Here is a 14,881-nt window from a genome sequence, read left to right as displayed (position 1 = left end):
ACTCCCCCTCGCTGACGCGCGACGCTGGCGCCAACCGGTCTGAAGGAGCGCCGCGACCGACCGCAGCCCAGCCGTCGCCCTCGCCGGAGGGCTTGTCTGCGCGCGAAAGCAGGGCGTCGAGTCCGCAGGCCGATGCCTTCCTGCCGCCTCGGGCGGTGCTTCGATGGCCGAACGGCGAGGCCTCCTCTGGTCGGCTGGAGGCGGGCCCTTCCGACACGCTTCGTTTCCTGGCCGATGGCGTGAGCGGGCCGCTCGAAAGCCGCTGCGAACAGCGCCCGGCGCGCAGCGGGCTCGACCCGGGACCGATCCCGGTGAACCTGGCCCAAGGGCCGTCGCCGGGTGAAGAGCTGTACGTCGAGCCGGCGTTGATGCAGACCGTGTCGCGCGTCGAGCCTGACTTGCTGCAGATGTTGGCCCGGACAGCGGCCGGCACGCCGGCTGCCGGCGTGTCCGCTTCCGCAGAAGCCGCGCTGTCCAGGGTCATGGAAGGCGCATTGCGCCACATCGAGGCGAACTGCACCGACCCGGCGGCCGTGCGGCGTGCACGCGAATCGCTGGCGAAATCGATTGCTGTCGAGTTGGTGCCGACCCCGTCGGGCGGCTATCTCAGCAGGGCGGCCGATGGCGACCCCGTCGATCCGGGTGACAGGCTGAGCCGCCTGAAGGAAGGGGAGCATCTGCTCGTGAGAGTCTCCCAGGAGGTGGGAGACGAGGCCCACGCCCTCGCGATCTCCGCCACCCGGCTGCCAGGCAGGCAGGTCCAGCTGAGCATCTTCAATTCGCACGGCTGGGGCCATCTGTCGGACGGCCTCGGTCTTGCAGTTGGTCTCACGACCCGGCATCCCGCCATTGGAAAGGTCATGCAGCTTGAAGACGCGGGCCGTGCCATGGGGTTCCTGAACAACCGCGTCGTCAATTTCTCGGACCGCACGGAGCAGGAGGACGGCGCCTGGCGCGCCCCGGGCGCCGGCTTGCCGCTGTGGGTGTGGCTGCAGACCTTCGGCCCCGACGGAGTGGACCTGGAGCCGACCGGGCCGCAGATGACGCCGCAGAAATCCGCCGATTGCGGCATCGAAGTGCAGTTCGCCTGGCTCGCCAGCGTCCTGCCCGAAGCCGACTACAAGCTGGCCAAGGCCCACGTGCTGAACACCCTGGCGCACGCGCCTGCCTCGGACGATGTCGGCGAAGGCGCGCTGCAGCGCCTGCGAGAGCGGGTCACCTCCAGCTTGAGCGGGCACGCGATGGCAACGGCCACCGCGAGCTGAGCCTGCGGCCGGCGAACGTCTCAGGCGGCTTCGGCCACCAGGTGCGTGAGCAGCGGATCGCGCCGATGGCGCGGCCGGTAGCTGCCCACGCGCTTGGCGATGGCGGCGATGTGCTCTGGCGTGGTGCCGCAGCAGCCGCCGGCGATGTTGAGGAAGCCGCTCTTCGCGAACTCCTCCAGCAGGCCGCTGGTGACCTCGGGCGTTTCGTCGAAGCCGGTGTCGCTCATCGGGTTGGGCAGGCCCGCGTTGGGATAGCAGCTGACGTAGGTGTCGTCGGCCAGGCGCGCGAGTTCCTCGATGTACGGGCGCATCAGCGCCGCGCCGAGGGCGCAGTTCAGTCCCACCGCCAGAGGCCGCGCGTGCCGAACCGAGTGCCAGAACGCGCCGACCGTCTGGCCCGAAAGGATGCGGCCGGAGGCGTCCGTCACCGTGCCGGAGATGACCACCGGCAGCCGCTCGCCGGTCTCTTCCATCAGCTCGTCGAGCGCGAAGATGGCGGCCTTGGCATTGAGCGTGTCGAAGATGGTCTCGACCAGGAACAGGTCGACGCCGCCTTCCAGCAGGCCGGCGGCCTGTTCCTTGTAGGCCTCGCGCAGCTGGTCGAAGCTGACGTTGCGCGCGCCCGGGTCGTTCACGTCGGGGCTGATGCTCGCGGTGCGCGGCGTCGGGCCGAGCGCGCCGGCGACGAAGCGAGGCTTGTCGGGGGTGCTGTAGCGATCCGCCGCTTCGCGGGCCAGCCGGGCGGCGGCCACGTTCATCTCTCGTGCGAGAGGCGCCAGGCCGTAGTCCTCCTGCGCGATGGAAGTGGCGCCGAAGGTGTTGGTCTCGATGATGTCGGCGCCGGCGGCCAGGTACTGCTCGTGGATCTCGCGGATCACGTCCGGCCGGGTCAGCACGAGCAGGTCGTTGTTGCCCTTGAGGTCCTTGGGATGGTCCTTCAGCGCCTCGTTGCGGAAGTCGGCCTCGCCCAGCTTGTAGCGCTGGATCATGGTGCCCATCGCCCCGTCGATGATGGCAATGCGTTGCGCAAGGATGGCCGGCAGGGCGGCGCCGCGGGTGTAGGCGGGGGTGGGCTTCATGGGGCCCGATTGTAGAAAGCCGGCCCTTGTCCCCCGCCCGCCAAGGGGTCAGGCGTCCAGGGGCAGGCCGACGTAGTTCTCGGCCATCGAGCGCATCGCGGCTTCGGACTTCACCAGGTAGTCCAGCTCCGCCTGCTGCATCTTGCGGCCGAACTCGCCCGTCTCGGGAAAGCGGTGCATCAGCGACGTGAACCACCAGGAGAAGCGCTCGGCCTTCCACACGCGCGACAGGGCGCGTTGCGAGTAGTTGTCGAGGCCGGCGTCCGAGCCGCGATAGTGCTCGGCGATCGCGCGGCTGAGCAGCGCGACATCCGAAGCCGCGAGGTTCAGGCCCTTGGCGCCGGTCGGCGGCACGATGTGGGCGGCGTCTCCCGCAAGGAAGAGCCGGCCGAAGCGCATCGGCTCGGCCACGAAGCTGCGCAGCGGCGCGATGCTCTTCTCGATCGACGGGCCCTCGATCAGGTGGGCGGCGTCCGCCTCGGGCAGGCGGCGCTTGAGCTCGCCGAAGAAGCGCTCGTCGCTCCAGTCCTCGACGTGGTCGTCGAGCGAGCACTGCACGTAGTAGCGCACCCGGGTCTTGCTGCGCATGCTGCACAGCGCGAAGCCGCGCGGGTGGTTGGCGTAGATGAGCTCCTCGTGCACCGGCGGCACGTCGGCCAGCACGCCCAGCCAGCCGAAGGGGTAGACCTTCTCGTAGTTCCGGATGGCACTCACCGGAACGCTGGCGCGGGCCACGCCGTGGAAGCCGTCGCAGCCGGCGATGAAGTCGGCCTCGATCTCCTGCGCCTGGCCGTCGACCGTGTAGCGCACGGTCGGGCGCCGGCCGTCGAAGCCGGCGATGCTCACGTTCTCGGCCGAGTACACGGTGGTGAGGCCGGCGGAGCGGCGCGCGTCCATCAGGTCGCGCGTGACTTCGGTCTGGCCGTAGACCATGACGCGCTTGCCGGTCAGGGCATGCAGGTCGATGCGGTGGTGGCCGCCGTCGAAGGCGAGCGAGAAGCCGTCGTGCGGCAGGCCCTCGCGGTGCATGCGCTCGCCCACGCCGGCCTCGTCGAGCAGGTCGACCGCGACCTGCTCCAGCACGCCGGCGCGGATGCGGCCCAGCACGTAATCGGGGGTCTGGCGCTCGATGATGACGTGGGCTATCCCGTGCTTGTGCAGCAGGGCGCCGAGCAACAGGCCCGACGGGCCCGCGCCGATGATCGCGACTTGGGTGCGCATCGCTTGTCTCCGTTCATGTGGAATGCCTCGCAGCGTAGGCCGCGAGGGGCCTGTCTTCAATGGACGGATTCGGCCAAGCCTTGCACAATTCGAACATGCCGCCCGTTCGCCGCGCCGCCCGTTCGCTGCCCTCCTACCAGCTCTACGGCGAACCCGGCGCGGCCTCTGTCCCCGAGCGGCTCCACGTCGAGACCATCTCCTCGCGCAGCCGCCTGCACGACTGGGAGATCCGCCCCCACCGGCACGAACTGCTGTTTCAAATTCTGTACATCGCCCGCGGCCATGCCGAGGCCCGGCTGGACGGCCGGGCCTCGGCTCTTGCCGGCCCCGCGGCGGTGCTGGTGCCGGCGGCCACGGCCCACGGCTTCGCGTTCGAGCCTTCGGTCGACGGCTGGGTGATCACGGCGCAGGAACTGCACGTGCGCTCGCTGCTGGCTGGCGAGCCGGGCCTGTGGCCGGTGTTCGACAGGCCGCTCCTGCTGGGCTGGGGCGACGCGGCACCAGCGGCCGGCGGCTTGCGCGCGCAGGGCGACGAGCGGCCCGTCGCCTCGGCCGTCTCGGCCTTGGCCGACGAGTTCGGCGGCCACCAGCGCTGGCGCCAGGCGGCCATCGACGCGGCCTTGACGCGCCTGCTGCTGGCCCTCGCACGCGCGCTGCCGGACGCGGCTGCGGGCCCGGCCGCCGCCAGCCTGCCCGCGCACCTGGCGCGCTACCGGGCGCTCGTGGACGCGCGCTTCCGCCTGCAGCCCAGCGTCGCCTCGCTGGCGGGCGAACTCGGCATCAGCGCGACCCAGCTGAATCGGCTCTGCCGCGCCCAGTTCGGCCGCGGGGCGCTGGAGCTCCTGCACGAGCGCATGGCGCTGGAGGCCCAGCGCCAGCTCGCCTACACCACCCTCAGCGTCAAGCGCATCGGGCTGGACCTGGGCTTCGCCGACCCCGGCTACTTCACGCGCTTCTTCCAGCGCCTGTGCGGCGTGTCGCCCACCGCCTGGAGGCAGCAGGCCCACCAGGCCTGAATCCGGCGCGCCGGCCGGATCCCGCTGAACGCGAGCACGTCCCTTCGTTCCTACACCCGCTCGACGACCATCGCGATGCCCTGGCCCACGCCTATGCACATGGTGCACAGCGCGCGCTTGCCGCCGCTGGCGTAGAGCTGGTTGATCGCCGTGGTGACCAGGCGCGCGCCCGAGGCGCCGAGCGGGTGACCCAGCGCGATCGCACCGCCGTTGGGGTTGACGCGCGGGTCGTCGTCGGCGATGTCGAGCTGGCGCAGCACCGCCAGGCCCTGTGCGGCGAAGGCCTCGTTCAGCTCGATCACGTCGATCTGGCTGAGCGACAGGCCGGCGAGCTGCAGCACCTTGCGGGTGGCCGGCGCGGGGCCTATGCCCATGATGCGCGGCGGAACGCCGGCCGTCGCCATGGCGACCACGCGGGCACGCGGCGTCAGTCCGTGGCGGGCGACGGCCTCCTCGCTGGCGAGGATCAGCGCGCAGGCGCCGTCGTTCACGCCGGAGGCATTGCCGGCGGTCACGGTGCCGTCCGGGCGCACCACGCCCTTCAACTTGGCCAGCGACTCGAGCGAGGTCTCGCGCGGATGCTCGTCCTTCGCGACCACGATGGGCTCGCCCTTCTTGGGCGTGATGGTCACCGGGGTGATCTCGGCATCGAAGAAGCCGCGCGCCTGGGCCGCGACGGCCTTGCGCTGGCTGGCCAGCGCCATCTTGTCCTGGTCCTCGCGCGAGATGCCGAAGTCGCTGGCCACGTTCTCGGCCGTCTCGGGCATCGAATCGACGCCGAACTGCGCCTTCATCAAGGGGTTGATGAAGCGCCAGCCGATGGTGGTGTCGTGGACCGCGTTCTCGCGCGAGAAGGCCGAAGTGGCCTTGGGCATGACGAAGGGCGCACGGCTCATGCTCTCCACGCCGCCGGCGAACATCAGCTGCGCCTCGCCGGCGCGGATGGCGCGCGCGGCCGAGCCGATGGCGTCCATGCCCGATCCGCACAGGCGGTTGATGGTCCCGCCGGGGACGTCCACCGGCAGGCCGGCCAGCAGCGCGGCCATGCGGGCGACGTTGCGGTTGTCCTCGCCGGCCTGGTTGGCGCAGCCGTAGAGCACGTCGTCGACAGCCGCCCAGTCCAGGCCCGGGTGGCGCGCCATCAGGGCCTTGATGGGCACTGCGGCGAGGTCGTCGGCGCGCACCGCCGACAGGGCGCCGCCGTAGCGGCCGAAGGGAGTGCGCAATGCATCACAGATGTAGGCGTGGGTCATGGCAGCAACGCCGGAGCAGGGCCGGCGCCCGAAAGGTGGCCGCAAGGGCGGTCGCCGATGCTAGCTCGCCACGGCTGGCTTGTTCCGGCGTCTCAAGTTTTCCGTCGGGCGTGCCGATTCACAGGGAAGAAGACCGGGCTCGCCTGCCCGGGGCAGGGACGCCGCTACATGACCAGCACCGTTGAACCGCAGGATTTGCGAATCGGCATGTTCATCCACCTCGATGGAGGATGGATGTCGCATCCGTTTCCGCTGTCGAGCTTCAAGATCGCCAGCGCAGAGCAGATCCAGACCATCCGCTCCCTCGGCCTGAAGAAGGTCCGCTGGAGCCCGGAGCGCAGCGACCTGCCCGCCGAGGTCGTCTCGGGTGCCGCGGGGACGGGCGGCGTGGCCGAGGCCCAGCCTGCTGCCGCGCCGGTCGAGGAAGACCCGGCCCAGCAGGCCCGCCGCCTGGCCGAGGCCCGTGCGGAGGCGGAGGCGGCCGCCCTGAGGGTGTGCGAGCGCCAGTACCACGAGGCCTGCCGCGACCTGCGGCGAATCAACGAATCGATCAGCGGGGAACCCGAGCGTGCCCGCGAAAGCGCGCAGGCCCTGACCCGCGCCCTGCTGGACAAGATGCTGGTGGACGGCGAGCTGTGCGTGCGCGTGCTGGGCGAGCCCGCCGGCGACCGGCAGTCGGCCCATGCCATCAACGTGACCGTCGTCTCGCTGCTGCTGGCCCGCTCGATGCAGGTCGGCGAGGCCGAGATGGCCGACCTCGGCACCGGCGCGCTGCTGCACGACATGGGCAAGCTCGACCTGCCCGATCGCGTGCGCCTGCCGCACGACGACTTCACCCACGCCGAAGCCTCGCTGTATCGCGACCACGTGGCCCACGGCATCACCCAGGCGCGGCGCATGGGGCTGCCGCCGGGCTCGCTGCTGGTGGTCGCGCAGCACCACGAGCTGGCCGACGGCTCGGGCTTCCCCAAGGGCGTGACCTCCGAGCGCATGTCGATGAGCGCGCGCATCGTTTCGCTGGTCAACCAGTACGACAACCTGTGCAATGCCGCGAACGTGGGCAAGTCGCTGACGCCGCACGAGGCGCTGTCCCGCATGTTCGCCCAGTCGCGGGCGAAGTTCGACGCCGCCATCCTGAACGGCTTCATCCGGATGATGGGCATCTATCCGCCCGGCTCGCTGGTCCAGCTGTCGGACGACCGCTATGCGATGGTGACCTCGGTGAACTCCTCGCGGCCGCTGAAACCGCAGGTGCGCGTGCACGACACCTCGCGCGGCGGCAATCGCAGCCTGCACCTGAACCTGGAGGAGTGCCCCGACCTCGGCATCCGCCGCAGCCTCAAGCCCAGCCAGTTGCCCGCCCGCGCGGCCGAGGTGCTGGCGCCTCGGCAGCGGGTGGCCTACTTCTTCGACGTGTCGGCGCGGCCGGCGCAGGAAGAGCCCGTGTGATGAGCGCGCCGGATGCGGGCATCGCGTGGCTGACCGGCCAGGCCGGCGCGCGCGCCGAACTCGTCGACAGCCTCGACGACCCGGCGTGGCTCGTCGACGCGGCCGACGCGTGCGTGCTGCATGCCAATCGCGCGGCCGCCGCCTGGTTCGGCGTGGAGGCGTCGGCGCTGCAGGGCCGGCCGGCCGACAGCCTGCTGCCCACGCTGGAGGACCAGGCCTTCTGGGCGGACGTGCGCGGCGGCGCCCACGGAGGGCTGGCCAGTGACACCGAGCTCGCGCGGCCGGACCATCAGGCGGCCTGGGTCCACAGGCGCATCGTGCCTATCGGCGACCTCGTCCGCGCTGCCGGCGCTGGAGGGCCACGCGGCGGCGTCGGCGCCTACCTCGTCCTGCTGCGCGACCGCAGCCAGGAGTACCGCGGCGAGCGCGAGCGCGACGCGCTGCTGGCCGAGCTGCGAGCGACGCTCGAAGCCACGGCCGACGGCATCCTGGTGACCGACCTGTACGGCCGCATCCGCTCCTTCAACCGCCGCTTCGCCGAGCTGTGGTCGCTGCCCGAATCGGCGCTGACGCAGCGTGACGACGAGGCGATCCAGCGCTGGATGAGCAGCCAGACGCTGGCCCCGGCTTCCTACCTGGCGCGGCTGGCGGAGATCGAGGCGCACGCGCTGCTGACCGCCGTCGACACCGTCCAGCTGCTCGACGGCGCGCAGCTCGAGCGCCACATCCGCCCCCAGTGGAGCCGCGGCCGGCCCATCGGGCGGGTCTGTTCCTTCCGCGAACTCAACGCCAACCGCCGCGGTGCCCCCCGGCTGCTGCGCGGAGGCGCCGTCGACGAGGCGAGCCAGTGGCCCGAGCGCGGCGGCTTCGTGACCCAGATGGACGATGCGGTGGGCACCTCGCGCCGTGATGGCACGCCGCTGGCGCTGCTGTGCGTCGAGTTCGACCGCGACCGGCTGTATGCGCTGGACGGCCAAACCCATGCCCGGGCGCTGCGCGAGATCGTCGAGGGCCTGAGGGCCCACGTGCCGGTGCAGCACCAGCTGGCCCGGCTGGGCGGCGTGCGCTTCGGCGTGCTGGTCCGCCAGGGCGGCGAGGCCGCGGCCGAGGCGGTGGCGCGCCGGCTGGTCGACCACGGCCGGTCGGCTTCGGGCGGCCTGCTGGCCACCGAGGGCCTGATGGTGTCGATCGGCGTGGCAGCCTATCCGCAGGCCGGGCTGTGCGCCGAGGACCTGCTCGACCATGCCGAGCGGGCGCTCGAGCAGGCCCGCCGCGCCGGCGGCTCGGCCTGGAGCGTGCATGGCTTCCACGGCACCGACGACGGCCCGCGCCTGGCCCGCCTGCAGCGCTGCCTGCGCGAAGGCGGCGCCGGGCAGTCCTTGCGCCTGCGCTACATGCCGCGGCTGGATGTCGCGAGCGGCGGGATCCAGGCCGTCGAGGCGCTGCTGCGCTGGCACGACGGAGAACATGGGTTGCTGCCGCCGGCGCAGTTCCTCGGCCTGGCCGAGCGGGCCGGGCTGGCCGGCGCCCTCGACGACTGGGCGCTGGAGCAGGCCCTGCACCAGGCGGCGCGCTGGCGCGCAGCCGGCCACGTCTGGCGCATCAACATGAACCTCAGCCCCTGGCAATGCCTGCAGCCGGGCCTGTCGCGCCGCATCGCCGCGGCGCTGCAGACGGTCGACTGGCCCGCCGAGCTGCTGGAGCTCGACATCACCGAGGCCGCCCTGCGTGCCGAACCCGAGCTCGCCCTGGCCCAGCTGCAGGCCCTGCGCCAGCTGGGCGTGCGACTGGTGCTCGACGATTTCGGCAGCGGCGAGGCCAGCCTGGCGCTGTTGCGCCGCTTCCCGCTGGACGCCGTCAAGCTCGACCGCGAGATCGTCCAGGGCCTGGCCCGCGGCAGCCAGCCGGATGCCGGCCTGGCATCAGCCCTGGCGACGGCGGCTCGTGCCTGCGGCCTCATCGTCCATGCCGAAGGGGTGGAAACCGAGGCCCAACGGCAGCCGCTGCTGGCCCTGGGCGTCTGCGGGTGGCAGGGTTTCCTGCACAGCCGGCCGCTGGATGCGGCCAGCATGGTCACGCGCCTGGCGCAGGACCGGAAGATCGGCGGCGCCGGCCTGGCCCGCGTGCGCTGAACACGGCCCCAGGCCGGCATCGCTCGTGCGATGATCGCCAGGTCATGATCTACAAGTTCAAGAGCAAGGCCGCGGGCGACGTCATCATGCTGCAGCCCACCGGCGACCGGGTACTGGGCCTGATCGGCAAGGACGTGACTCCGCAAGGCATCATCGAGCCCGCCCAGATGCCGGCCGCCATCCAGGCCCTGGCCGATGCGGTGGCCGCCGACGACGCCGCGCGCTCACGCCGCGCCTCGGGCGAAGAGGCCCGCGAAGCCGGTGAGGACGATGCCGCTGCGGGCAGCCATGACAAGGTCTCGCTGCGCCAGCGCGTCTGGCCCCTCGTCGAGATGATGAAGCGAGCCCAGGCCGCCAACGAACCCATCACCTGGGGCGTGTAGTGGACGAGGTCACCCGAATCCTCGCCGTGCGCCACGGCGAGACGGCCTGGAACGTCGACACGCGCCTGCAGGGCCAGACCGACATCTCGCTCAACGCCATCGGCCAGGAGCAGGCGCGGCGCCTGGCCGAGGCGCTGGCCGACGAGGGCGTGGAGGCGATCGTCACGAGCGATCTCGTGCGCGCCCGCGACACCGCCCAGGCGGTGGCCGACCGCACCGGCCTGCCGCTCGCCACGGACGCCGGCCTGCGCGAGCGTCACTTCGGCATCTTCCAGGGCCACACCTACGCCGAAGTCGAGCAGCGCTGGCCCGAGGAAAGCGCCCGTTGGCGCAAGCGCGAACCCGACTTCGGCGCGCCCGGGGGCGAGACGCTCGCCGGCTTCTACGAGCGCTGCGTCGCCACCGCGACCCGCCTGGCGGCCGCGCATCCCGGCCGCACCCTGCTGCTCGTCACCCACGGCGGCGTGCTGGACTGCCTGTACCGCGCGGCCTCGCGCATCCCGCTGAATGCGCCGCGCACCTGGGAGCTGGCGAACACCGGCGTCAACCGCCTTCTCTACACGCCCGAGGGCTTCACGCTGGTCGGCTGGGGCGACACCCAGCACCTGAACGACGACCTCGCGCTGGACGAGCTCTGACCCGAAGCGGCCGCACGTCACCCGGATGACGTGCGATGCCGAGCAGGACTTTCCCTCGGTCGACTCCTGGCGCCGCGCCGCTTGCAGGATCATCGGGCCACCATGAGCCTGACGCCCGCCCAAGTCATCGTCCTGGCCACGCCGGTGTTCCTCGGCCTGATCGCGGTCGAGTTCGCCGTGGGTTGGGCGCGCGGCCGCAACACCTACCGCCTGGCCGACGCCTTCAACAGCATCGGGCTGGGGATGATGAGCCAGGTGGTGGGCCTGTTCACCAAGCTGGCGGCGATCGGCCTCTACACCTGGGTCTACGACCACGCCGCGCTGGTCAGGCTGCCGGCCGATGCGGTGTGGGTGTGGATCGTGGGGCTGCTGGCCTACGACTTCTGCTACTACTGGCTGCACCGCTTCGGCCACACCATGGCGCTGCTGTGGGCAGCGCATTCGGTGCATCACCAGAGCGAGGACTACAACCTCTCGACCGCGCTGCGCCAGACCTCGTCGGGCTGGATCGCCGGCTGGCTGTTCTACCTGCCGATGGCGGTGCTGGGCTTCCCGCCGCTGGTCTTCGGCGTCGTGGCGCTGGTCGACCTGCTCTACCAGTACTGGGTCCACACCCAGCAGATCGGCCGCCTCGGCTGGTTCGACCGCTGGTTCTGCTCGCCTTCGAACCACCGGGTGCACCACGCGGTGAACGAGAAGTACCTCGACAGGAACTACGGCGGCATCCTGATCGTGTGGGACCGCCTGTTCGGCACCTTCGTCGAGGAGGACGACGCCGAGCCCTGCGTCTACGGCACCCTCAAGCCGCTTCGCAGCTGGAATCCGGTCTGGGCCAACCTCAGCTTCTATGCCGAGCTGGCGCGTGACAGCTGGCACACGCGGCGCTGGTCCGACAAGCTCCGGCGCTGGTTCGCCCCGCCCGGGTGGCGGCCGGCCGACGTGGCGCAGCGCTTCCCTGGCGAAGCTTTCGACCTGCACCGCGAGCGCTACGACCTGCCGCTGACGCCGGCACGCCAGGTGGCCGCCGGCGTGGCCTTCGTGGCCGCGATGGCGGCCACGCTGTGGCTGCTGTGGTTTGCCCACGCGCTGGCTGGCAGCGCGCTCGCCGCTGCTGCCGCGGGCGTGGTGGCGCTGCTGTGGATCGCCGGCGAGCTTTGCACGCCGCGGTCCGGGCCCGCAGCGGCCGGCATCGCCGCGCACTGACTCGGCGCCGGCGATCGGCTTGCGTCAGCGGGGCGTGAGTAGGAAGGCCGCGGTGCGGCCGCTGGCGCTCTGGCCGGTGGACACGATGGCGCCGCTGTCGTTGATGCCGTGCGTGTAGCCGAGGCTGAAGGATTCCCCGCCTGCATGGCAGTCGCCGTCGACCAGGTCCGCCAGGTGGACCGCCTTGTGGTCCCAGCGCGGCCAGTACAGCGCTGCCACGGTGCCATTCGGCTTGAGCTTGTAGCCGACGATGGCGCCCTGGTCGTTGACCTGAGTGGCCGTGCTGCGCGCGTCGGCCGGCGCCTGCGGGTCCAGGTCGACGACGCTGCCGTCGACCCAGGCGACCGCATGCGTGAGCCGGTCGCTGCCCTGCCAGTGCATGGAGTTGCCGACGACCAGGCCGCTGCTGTTGATGGACCAGGCCTGCGATTCGAGCAGTCCGGGCAGGCCGCCGAGATCGTGCACCTGGCCGTCGGTATCCCACCGCGCGGCATGCGTCTGGAAGTCGTCCGTGTCGCTGAAGCCGACGATGGTGCCGGTTTCGTTGACGGCGGTGGCGGTGCTGTCCTGCCAGTCGCGGTTCTTGCGGCTGCCGAGCGTCCCCAGATCGCGCAGTCGGCCGCCGTGCCACATCGCGGCGTGCTCCGTGAACGAGTCGGGCAGAGAGTAGCGGCCGACGATGCGACCGTGCCGGTTGACCGCGTAGGCCCGGCCCGAGAGGCTGCCCGGCGGCAGCGAAAGCAGCGTGGCGGTGGTGCCATGCCAGGCCACCGGGTGGGTGATCCAGCAGTCCTCGTCGCACTCGGGCTGGGCGATGCCCACGATCAGGTTGTTGTCGTTGATGGAATGGGCTTGCGCACCGATGTAGCCGGGCGGCAGCAGGGGATCGAGCGGCGTCGCGTGGCTGCCGTCCTTCCAGTGGACGGCGCCCCATTGCCAGTGGCCGCCGCCGATGGAAAACGAGGCCGTGCCGACCACGCGGCCGTACTTGTTGATCGCGTTCGGCTCGGCGTACCGGCCGTCGCCCGTGGCGGCCAGGTGCTCGCAGCTGTAGCGCGGCAGGCCGGCGTGGGCGCAAACGGCGATCAGCCCGAGCAGCACGGCGCTGCAGCGGGAAAACGTGGCGAAGGATGAATCCATGGAAGGGCCCCCTGTGGTCGTTGGTGGATGCGCGGGGACTGTAGGAAGGGCGCGCCGCACAAAGCATCCCTAGCACCCCAGTGGTACGCATGTCCTTCACGGGCAGGATTTCACGTCTGATGTATCTGGCTTTCGAGAAGGTGCTCTGTGGGAGACCGAGCCCCGGAAGGTTTCGGTCCCATGTCCCTGACGAACCCTCACCAACCACCATCACTGGAGAAAGCCATGTCTCAGACCCTGTCCCGCACCCTGACCCTGCTCGCCACGCTGTCCGCCTTGAGCGTGTTCGCCGTCGATGCCAGCGCCGCGCTGCGCGTCACCTGCGAGGTCCGCTCCGATCGCTCGAGGGCCTCCGTCGACGGCAGCAACCTGGCCTCGGGCAACTACTCCGCGGTGCTGGTCTCCGGCGCCAACAGTGCCCAGAGCCTGCCGAAGCACACCGTCGGCGACGAGGTGGAATTCGACTTCGATTCGAACCGCCGTGACGTCCGGCAGGGGGCGACCGAGATCGCCAAGAACTTCATCGTGAACGGCCAGGCGACCGGCAAGCTGTTGAACGCCAACGGCAATGTCGTTGCCAGCAAGACCGTGAACTGCCGCCAGCGCTGATCGCGGCCTTCACCATGAACAAGGCGGCCCTCGAGGCCGCCTTGTTGTTTGCGCAGGAGCTATTTGCAGGTCAGGGGCGGGGCCACCTGGTTCGTGACGGCGGCGAGCGCGTCGACCTGCACGGTGTTGGTGTCGCCGCACATCTGCGCACCCGAATCCTCCAGGCGCCGCGCGACGTCCTTGGGCTTGAGCCTCGGCGACTGGGCGCGCACCAGGGCCGCGACACCGGCCGCCAGCGGCGAGGCCATGGAGGTTCCGCTCCAGGTGCCGTAGCCGCCGCCCGGCACGGTGCTGGTGATCTTGTCTCCGGGCGCGGCGATGTCCACCCAGGAACCCTTGTTGCTGAAGTCGGCGAAGCGGTGGTCCTCGGCCGTGGCGCCCACGGGGGCAAGGCCGTAGAGGCCCTCGGCGGCCGGGTACTCCTTGGCCCGGCGGCTGCCCTCGTTGCCCGCCGCGGCCAGGATGACGGCGCCGTGCCTGGCGGCGCAGCGCGCCTTGTCGGCGTCGTAGCCGGGGTCGCTGTAGTCGGTGTCGGGCTGGGCGGTCTGCTTGGGGATCACGCAGGCGGCCAGCGTCATCACGGCGTCCATGATGCGGGTGCGGTCCAGCGTCCCCAGGCTCATGTTGACGACGTGTGCACCGTCGTCCGTGGCCGGGTTGCCGTCCGGGTCCATCGCATACAGCAGGGCGGTCTGCAGCATCCACACGTTGCCGCGGCCGGCCGGGTCCAGCACCCGCACCGGGAGGATCCGGGCCGCCGGCGCGGTCAGGGCGACCAGGCCCGCCACGTGCGTGCCGTGGCCGAAGCCCGGGTCGTCCTTCGTGCCTTCCTCCCTCGGGTCGCCGTCGTCGTCGACGAAATCATGGCCGGGCAGCAGCTTGCCGGCCAGGGCCGGGTGGGTCGGGTCGACGCCGGTGTCCAGCACCGCCACGCGCACGCCGGCCCCCTGGGTGATGGCCTGGGCCTGGGCCAGGCGCATGGCGGCCGGCGCCCATTGCTCGTGGTACTCCGTCTCCGAGCCTATGGCCCAGACCACGTTCTTGCGTGCCTCCGGCGAACGCGGCTGCACGTTGGCCTCGGCGGCGATGACCTCCGGGTCCAGCAGCAGCTCAGTGACCTTGTCGGGCACGGACATGCCGTCCTGCACGTCCAGCCTGAACAAGGGCCGCTGGCCCGACTGCGACACCAGGCTCAGGTGGTGCTGGGCCATCAGCGGGCCTATGTTGGCGGCCGAATGCAGGCGCACCAGGATCTCGCCGGGAAGATAAGGGTCCCTGGGGTCCTTCGCGCTGGCCGCGAGGCTCAGCACGCCCAGTGTGACGCCCAGGGTCACCCGCAGCAGGCGGGATGGCGGAGCGGGACGGGCACGGGAAGTTCTGACGATGCGCATGGGCCACCTCGGTTCGGTCAACGGTCTTCGACGCGCAACAGAGGCGGCGCGCACCGGGTTGATACACGAGCGTACGGTGGGTTCCCCTCGATCGTTCCTGCC

At 71.2% G+C, this 14,881-nt stretch carries 12 protein-coding genes and 1 pseudogene; 8 read left to right on the top strand and 5 right to left on the bottom strand.

What is annotated here, in order from left to right; genetic code table 11:
* Positions 1–92 precede the first annotated feature (92 nt).
* Positions 93–1,265: a hypothetical protein gene (locus ACS5PM_RS07390; protein WP_439386947.1), complete on the top strand. Its 1,173-nt coding sequence runs from the start codon at positions 93–95 to the stop codon at positions 1,263–1,265.
* Between the two features lie 20 nt (positions 1,266–1,285).
* Here ACS5PM_RS07390 and ACS5PM_RS07385 read toward each other — a convergent pair whose 3' ends face one another.
* Positions 1,286–2,344, bottom strand: coding sequence for a homocysteine S-methyltransferase family protein (locus ACS5PM_RS07385; RefSeq protein ID WP_439386946.1), 1,059 nt, complete (start codon positions 2,342–2,344; stop codon positions 1,286–1,288).
* A gap of 48 nt (positions 2,345–2,392) precedes the next feature.
* On the bottom strand, positions 2,393–3,565 hold the full coding sequence (gene pobA, locus ACS5PM_RS07380) for a 4-hydroxybenzoate 3-monooxygenase (protein WP_439386945.1): 1,173 nt from the start codon (positions 3,563–3,565) through the stop codon (positions 2,393–2,395).
* Between the two features lie 95 nt (positions 3,566–3,660).
* Between pobA and ACS5PM_RS07375 the strand changes: the two genes are divergently transcribed.
* The gene (locus ACS5PM_RS07375) at positions 3,661–4,581 is read left to right on the top strand and encodes a helix-turn-helix domain-containing protein (protein WP_439386944.1); all 921 of its coding nucleotides are present in this window, start codon (positions 3,661–3,663) and stop codon (positions 4,579–4,581) included.
* A gap of 50 nt (positions 4,582–4,631) precedes the next feature.
* Here ACS5PM_RS07375 and pcaF read toward each other — a convergent pair whose 3' ends face one another.
* Positions 4,632–5,834 (bottom strand): 3-oxoadipyl-CoA thiolase, encoded by a 1,203-nt coding sequence (gene pcaF, locus ACS5PM_RS07370; protein ID WP_439386943.1) that lies wholly within the window; start codon positions 5,832–5,834, stop codon positions 4,632–4,634.
* Between the two features lie 168 nt (positions 5,835–6,002).
* On the opposite strand from pcaF, the gene ACS5PM_RS07365 reads away from it, so the two are divergent.
* From ACS5PM_RS07365 to ACS5PM_RS07345, 5 genes and pseudogenes are all read left to right on the top strand, one after another.
* Positions 6,003–7,283, top strand: a complete 1,281-nt coding sequence (locus ACS5PM_RS07365) for a cyclic di-GMP phosphodiesterase (RefSeq protein WP_439386942.1) — start codon at positions 6,003–6,005, stop codon at positions 7,281–7,283.
* Positions 7,283–9,415 carry an EAL domain-containing protein gene (locus ACS5PM_RS07360; RefSeq protein ID WP_439386941.1) on the top strand — a complete coding sequence of 711 codons (2,133 nt, stop codon included), beginning with the start codon at positions 7,283–7,285 and terminating at the stop codon, positions 9,413–9,415. The genes ACS5PM_RS07365 and ACS5PM_RS07360 overlap by 1 nt, the downstream gene beginning before the upstream one ends.
* 44 nt (positions 9,416–9,459) lie before the next feature.
* A complete protein-coding gene (locus ACS5PM_RS07355) occupies positions 9,460–9,798 on the top strand; it encodes a DUF1840 domain-containing protein (RefSeq protein WP_439386940.1) in 339 nt (112 codons plus the stop codon).
* Positions 9,798–10,436: a histidine phosphatase family protein gene (locus ACS5PM_RS07350; RefSeq protein WP_439386939.1), complete on the top strand. Its 639-nt coding sequence runs from the start codon at positions 9,798–9,800 to the stop codon at positions 10,434–10,436. The genes ACS5PM_RS07355 and ACS5PM_RS07350 overlap by 1 nt, the downstream gene beginning before the upstream one ends.
* 102 nt (positions 10,437–10,538) lie before the next feature.
* A pseudogene (locus ACS5PM_RS07345) lies at positions 10,539–11,609 on the top strand (sterol desaturase family protein); the annotation flags it as partial.
* A 54-nt stretch (positions 11,610–11,663) separates the two neighbouring features.
* Here ACS5PM_RS07345 and ACS5PM_RS07340 read toward each other — a convergent pair.
* Positions 11,664–12,779, bottom strand: a complete 1,116-nt coding sequence (locus tag ACS5PM_RS07340; protein ID WP_439386938.1) for a hypothetical protein — start codon at positions 12,777–12,779, stop codon at positions 11,664–11,666.
* A gap of 225 nt (positions 12,780–13,004) precedes the next feature.
* Here ACS5PM_RS07340 and ACS5PM_RS07335 point away from each other — a divergent pair, with 225 nt between their 5' ends.
* Positions 13,005–13,388 (top strand): hypothetical protein, encoded by a 384-nt coding sequence (locus ACS5PM_RS07335; RefSeq protein WP_439386937.1) that lies wholly within the window; start codon positions 13,005–13,007, stop codon positions 13,386–13,388.
* Positions 13,389–13,447: 59 nt separating this feature from the next.
* On the opposite strand, the gene ACS5PM_RS07330 is transcribed toward ACS5PM_RS07335, so the two are convergent.
* Positions 13,448–14,779 (bottom strand): S8 family serine peptidase, encoded by a 1,332-nt coding sequence (locus ACS5PM_RS07330; RefSeq protein WP_439386936.1) that lies wholly within the window; start codon positions 14,777–14,779, stop codon positions 13,448–13,450.
* Positions 14,780–14,881 lie beyond the last annotated feature (102 nt).

It is taken from the genome of Ideonella flava, from assembly GCF_051857595.1.
In the GTDB taxonomy this organism is placed as follows: domain Bacteria; phylum Pseudomonadota; class Gammaproteobacteria; order Burkholderiales; family Burkholderiaceae_C; genus Ideonella.
This window is presented reverse-complemented; position numbering and strand designations above follow the sequence as displayed.

Bases quoted from the DNA above. Each gene is read 5' to 3' on its own strand.
- ACS5PM_RS07385 (WP_439386946.1), bottom strand. From the start codon at position 2,344: ATGAAGCCCACCCCCGCCTACACCCGCGGCGCCGCCCTGCCGGCCATC.
- pobA (WP_439386945.1), bottom strand. From the start codon at position 3,565: ATGCGCACCCAAGTCGCGATCATCGGCGCGGGCCCGTCGGGCCTGTTG.
- ACS5PM_RS07375 (WP_439386944.1), top strand. From the start codon at position 3,661: ATGCCGCCCGTTCGCCGCGCCGCCCGTTCGCTGCCCTCCTACCAGCTC.
- pcaF (WP_439386943.1), bottom strand. From the start codon at position 5,834: ATGACCCACGCCTACATCTGTGATGCATTGCGCACTCCCTTCGGCCGC.
- ACS5PM_RS07365 (WP_439386942.1), top strand. From the start codon at position 6,003: ATGACCAGCACCGTTGAACCGCAGGATTTGCGAATCGGCATGTTCATC.
- ACS5PM_RS07360 (WP_439386941.1), top strand. From the start codon at position 7,283: ATGAGCGCGCCGGATGCGGGCATCGCGTGGCTGACCGGCCAGGCCGGC.
- ACS5PM_RS07355 (WP_439386940.1), top strand. From the start codon at position 9,460: ATGATCTACAAGTTCAAGAGCAAGGCCGCGGGCGACGTCATCATGCTG.
- ACS5PM_RS07340 (WP_439386938.1), bottom strand. From the start codon at position 12,779: ATGGATTCATCCTTCGCCACGTTTTCCCGCTGCAGCGCCGTGCTGCTC.
- ACS5PM_RS07335 (WP_439386937.1), top strand. From the start codon at position 13,005: ATGTCTCAGACCCTGTCCCGCACCCTGACCCTGCTCGCCACGCTGTCC.
- ACS5PM_RS07330 (WP_439386936.1), bottom strand. From the start codon at position 14,779: ATGCGCATCGTCAGAACTTCCCGTGCCCGTCCCGCTCCGCCATCCCGC.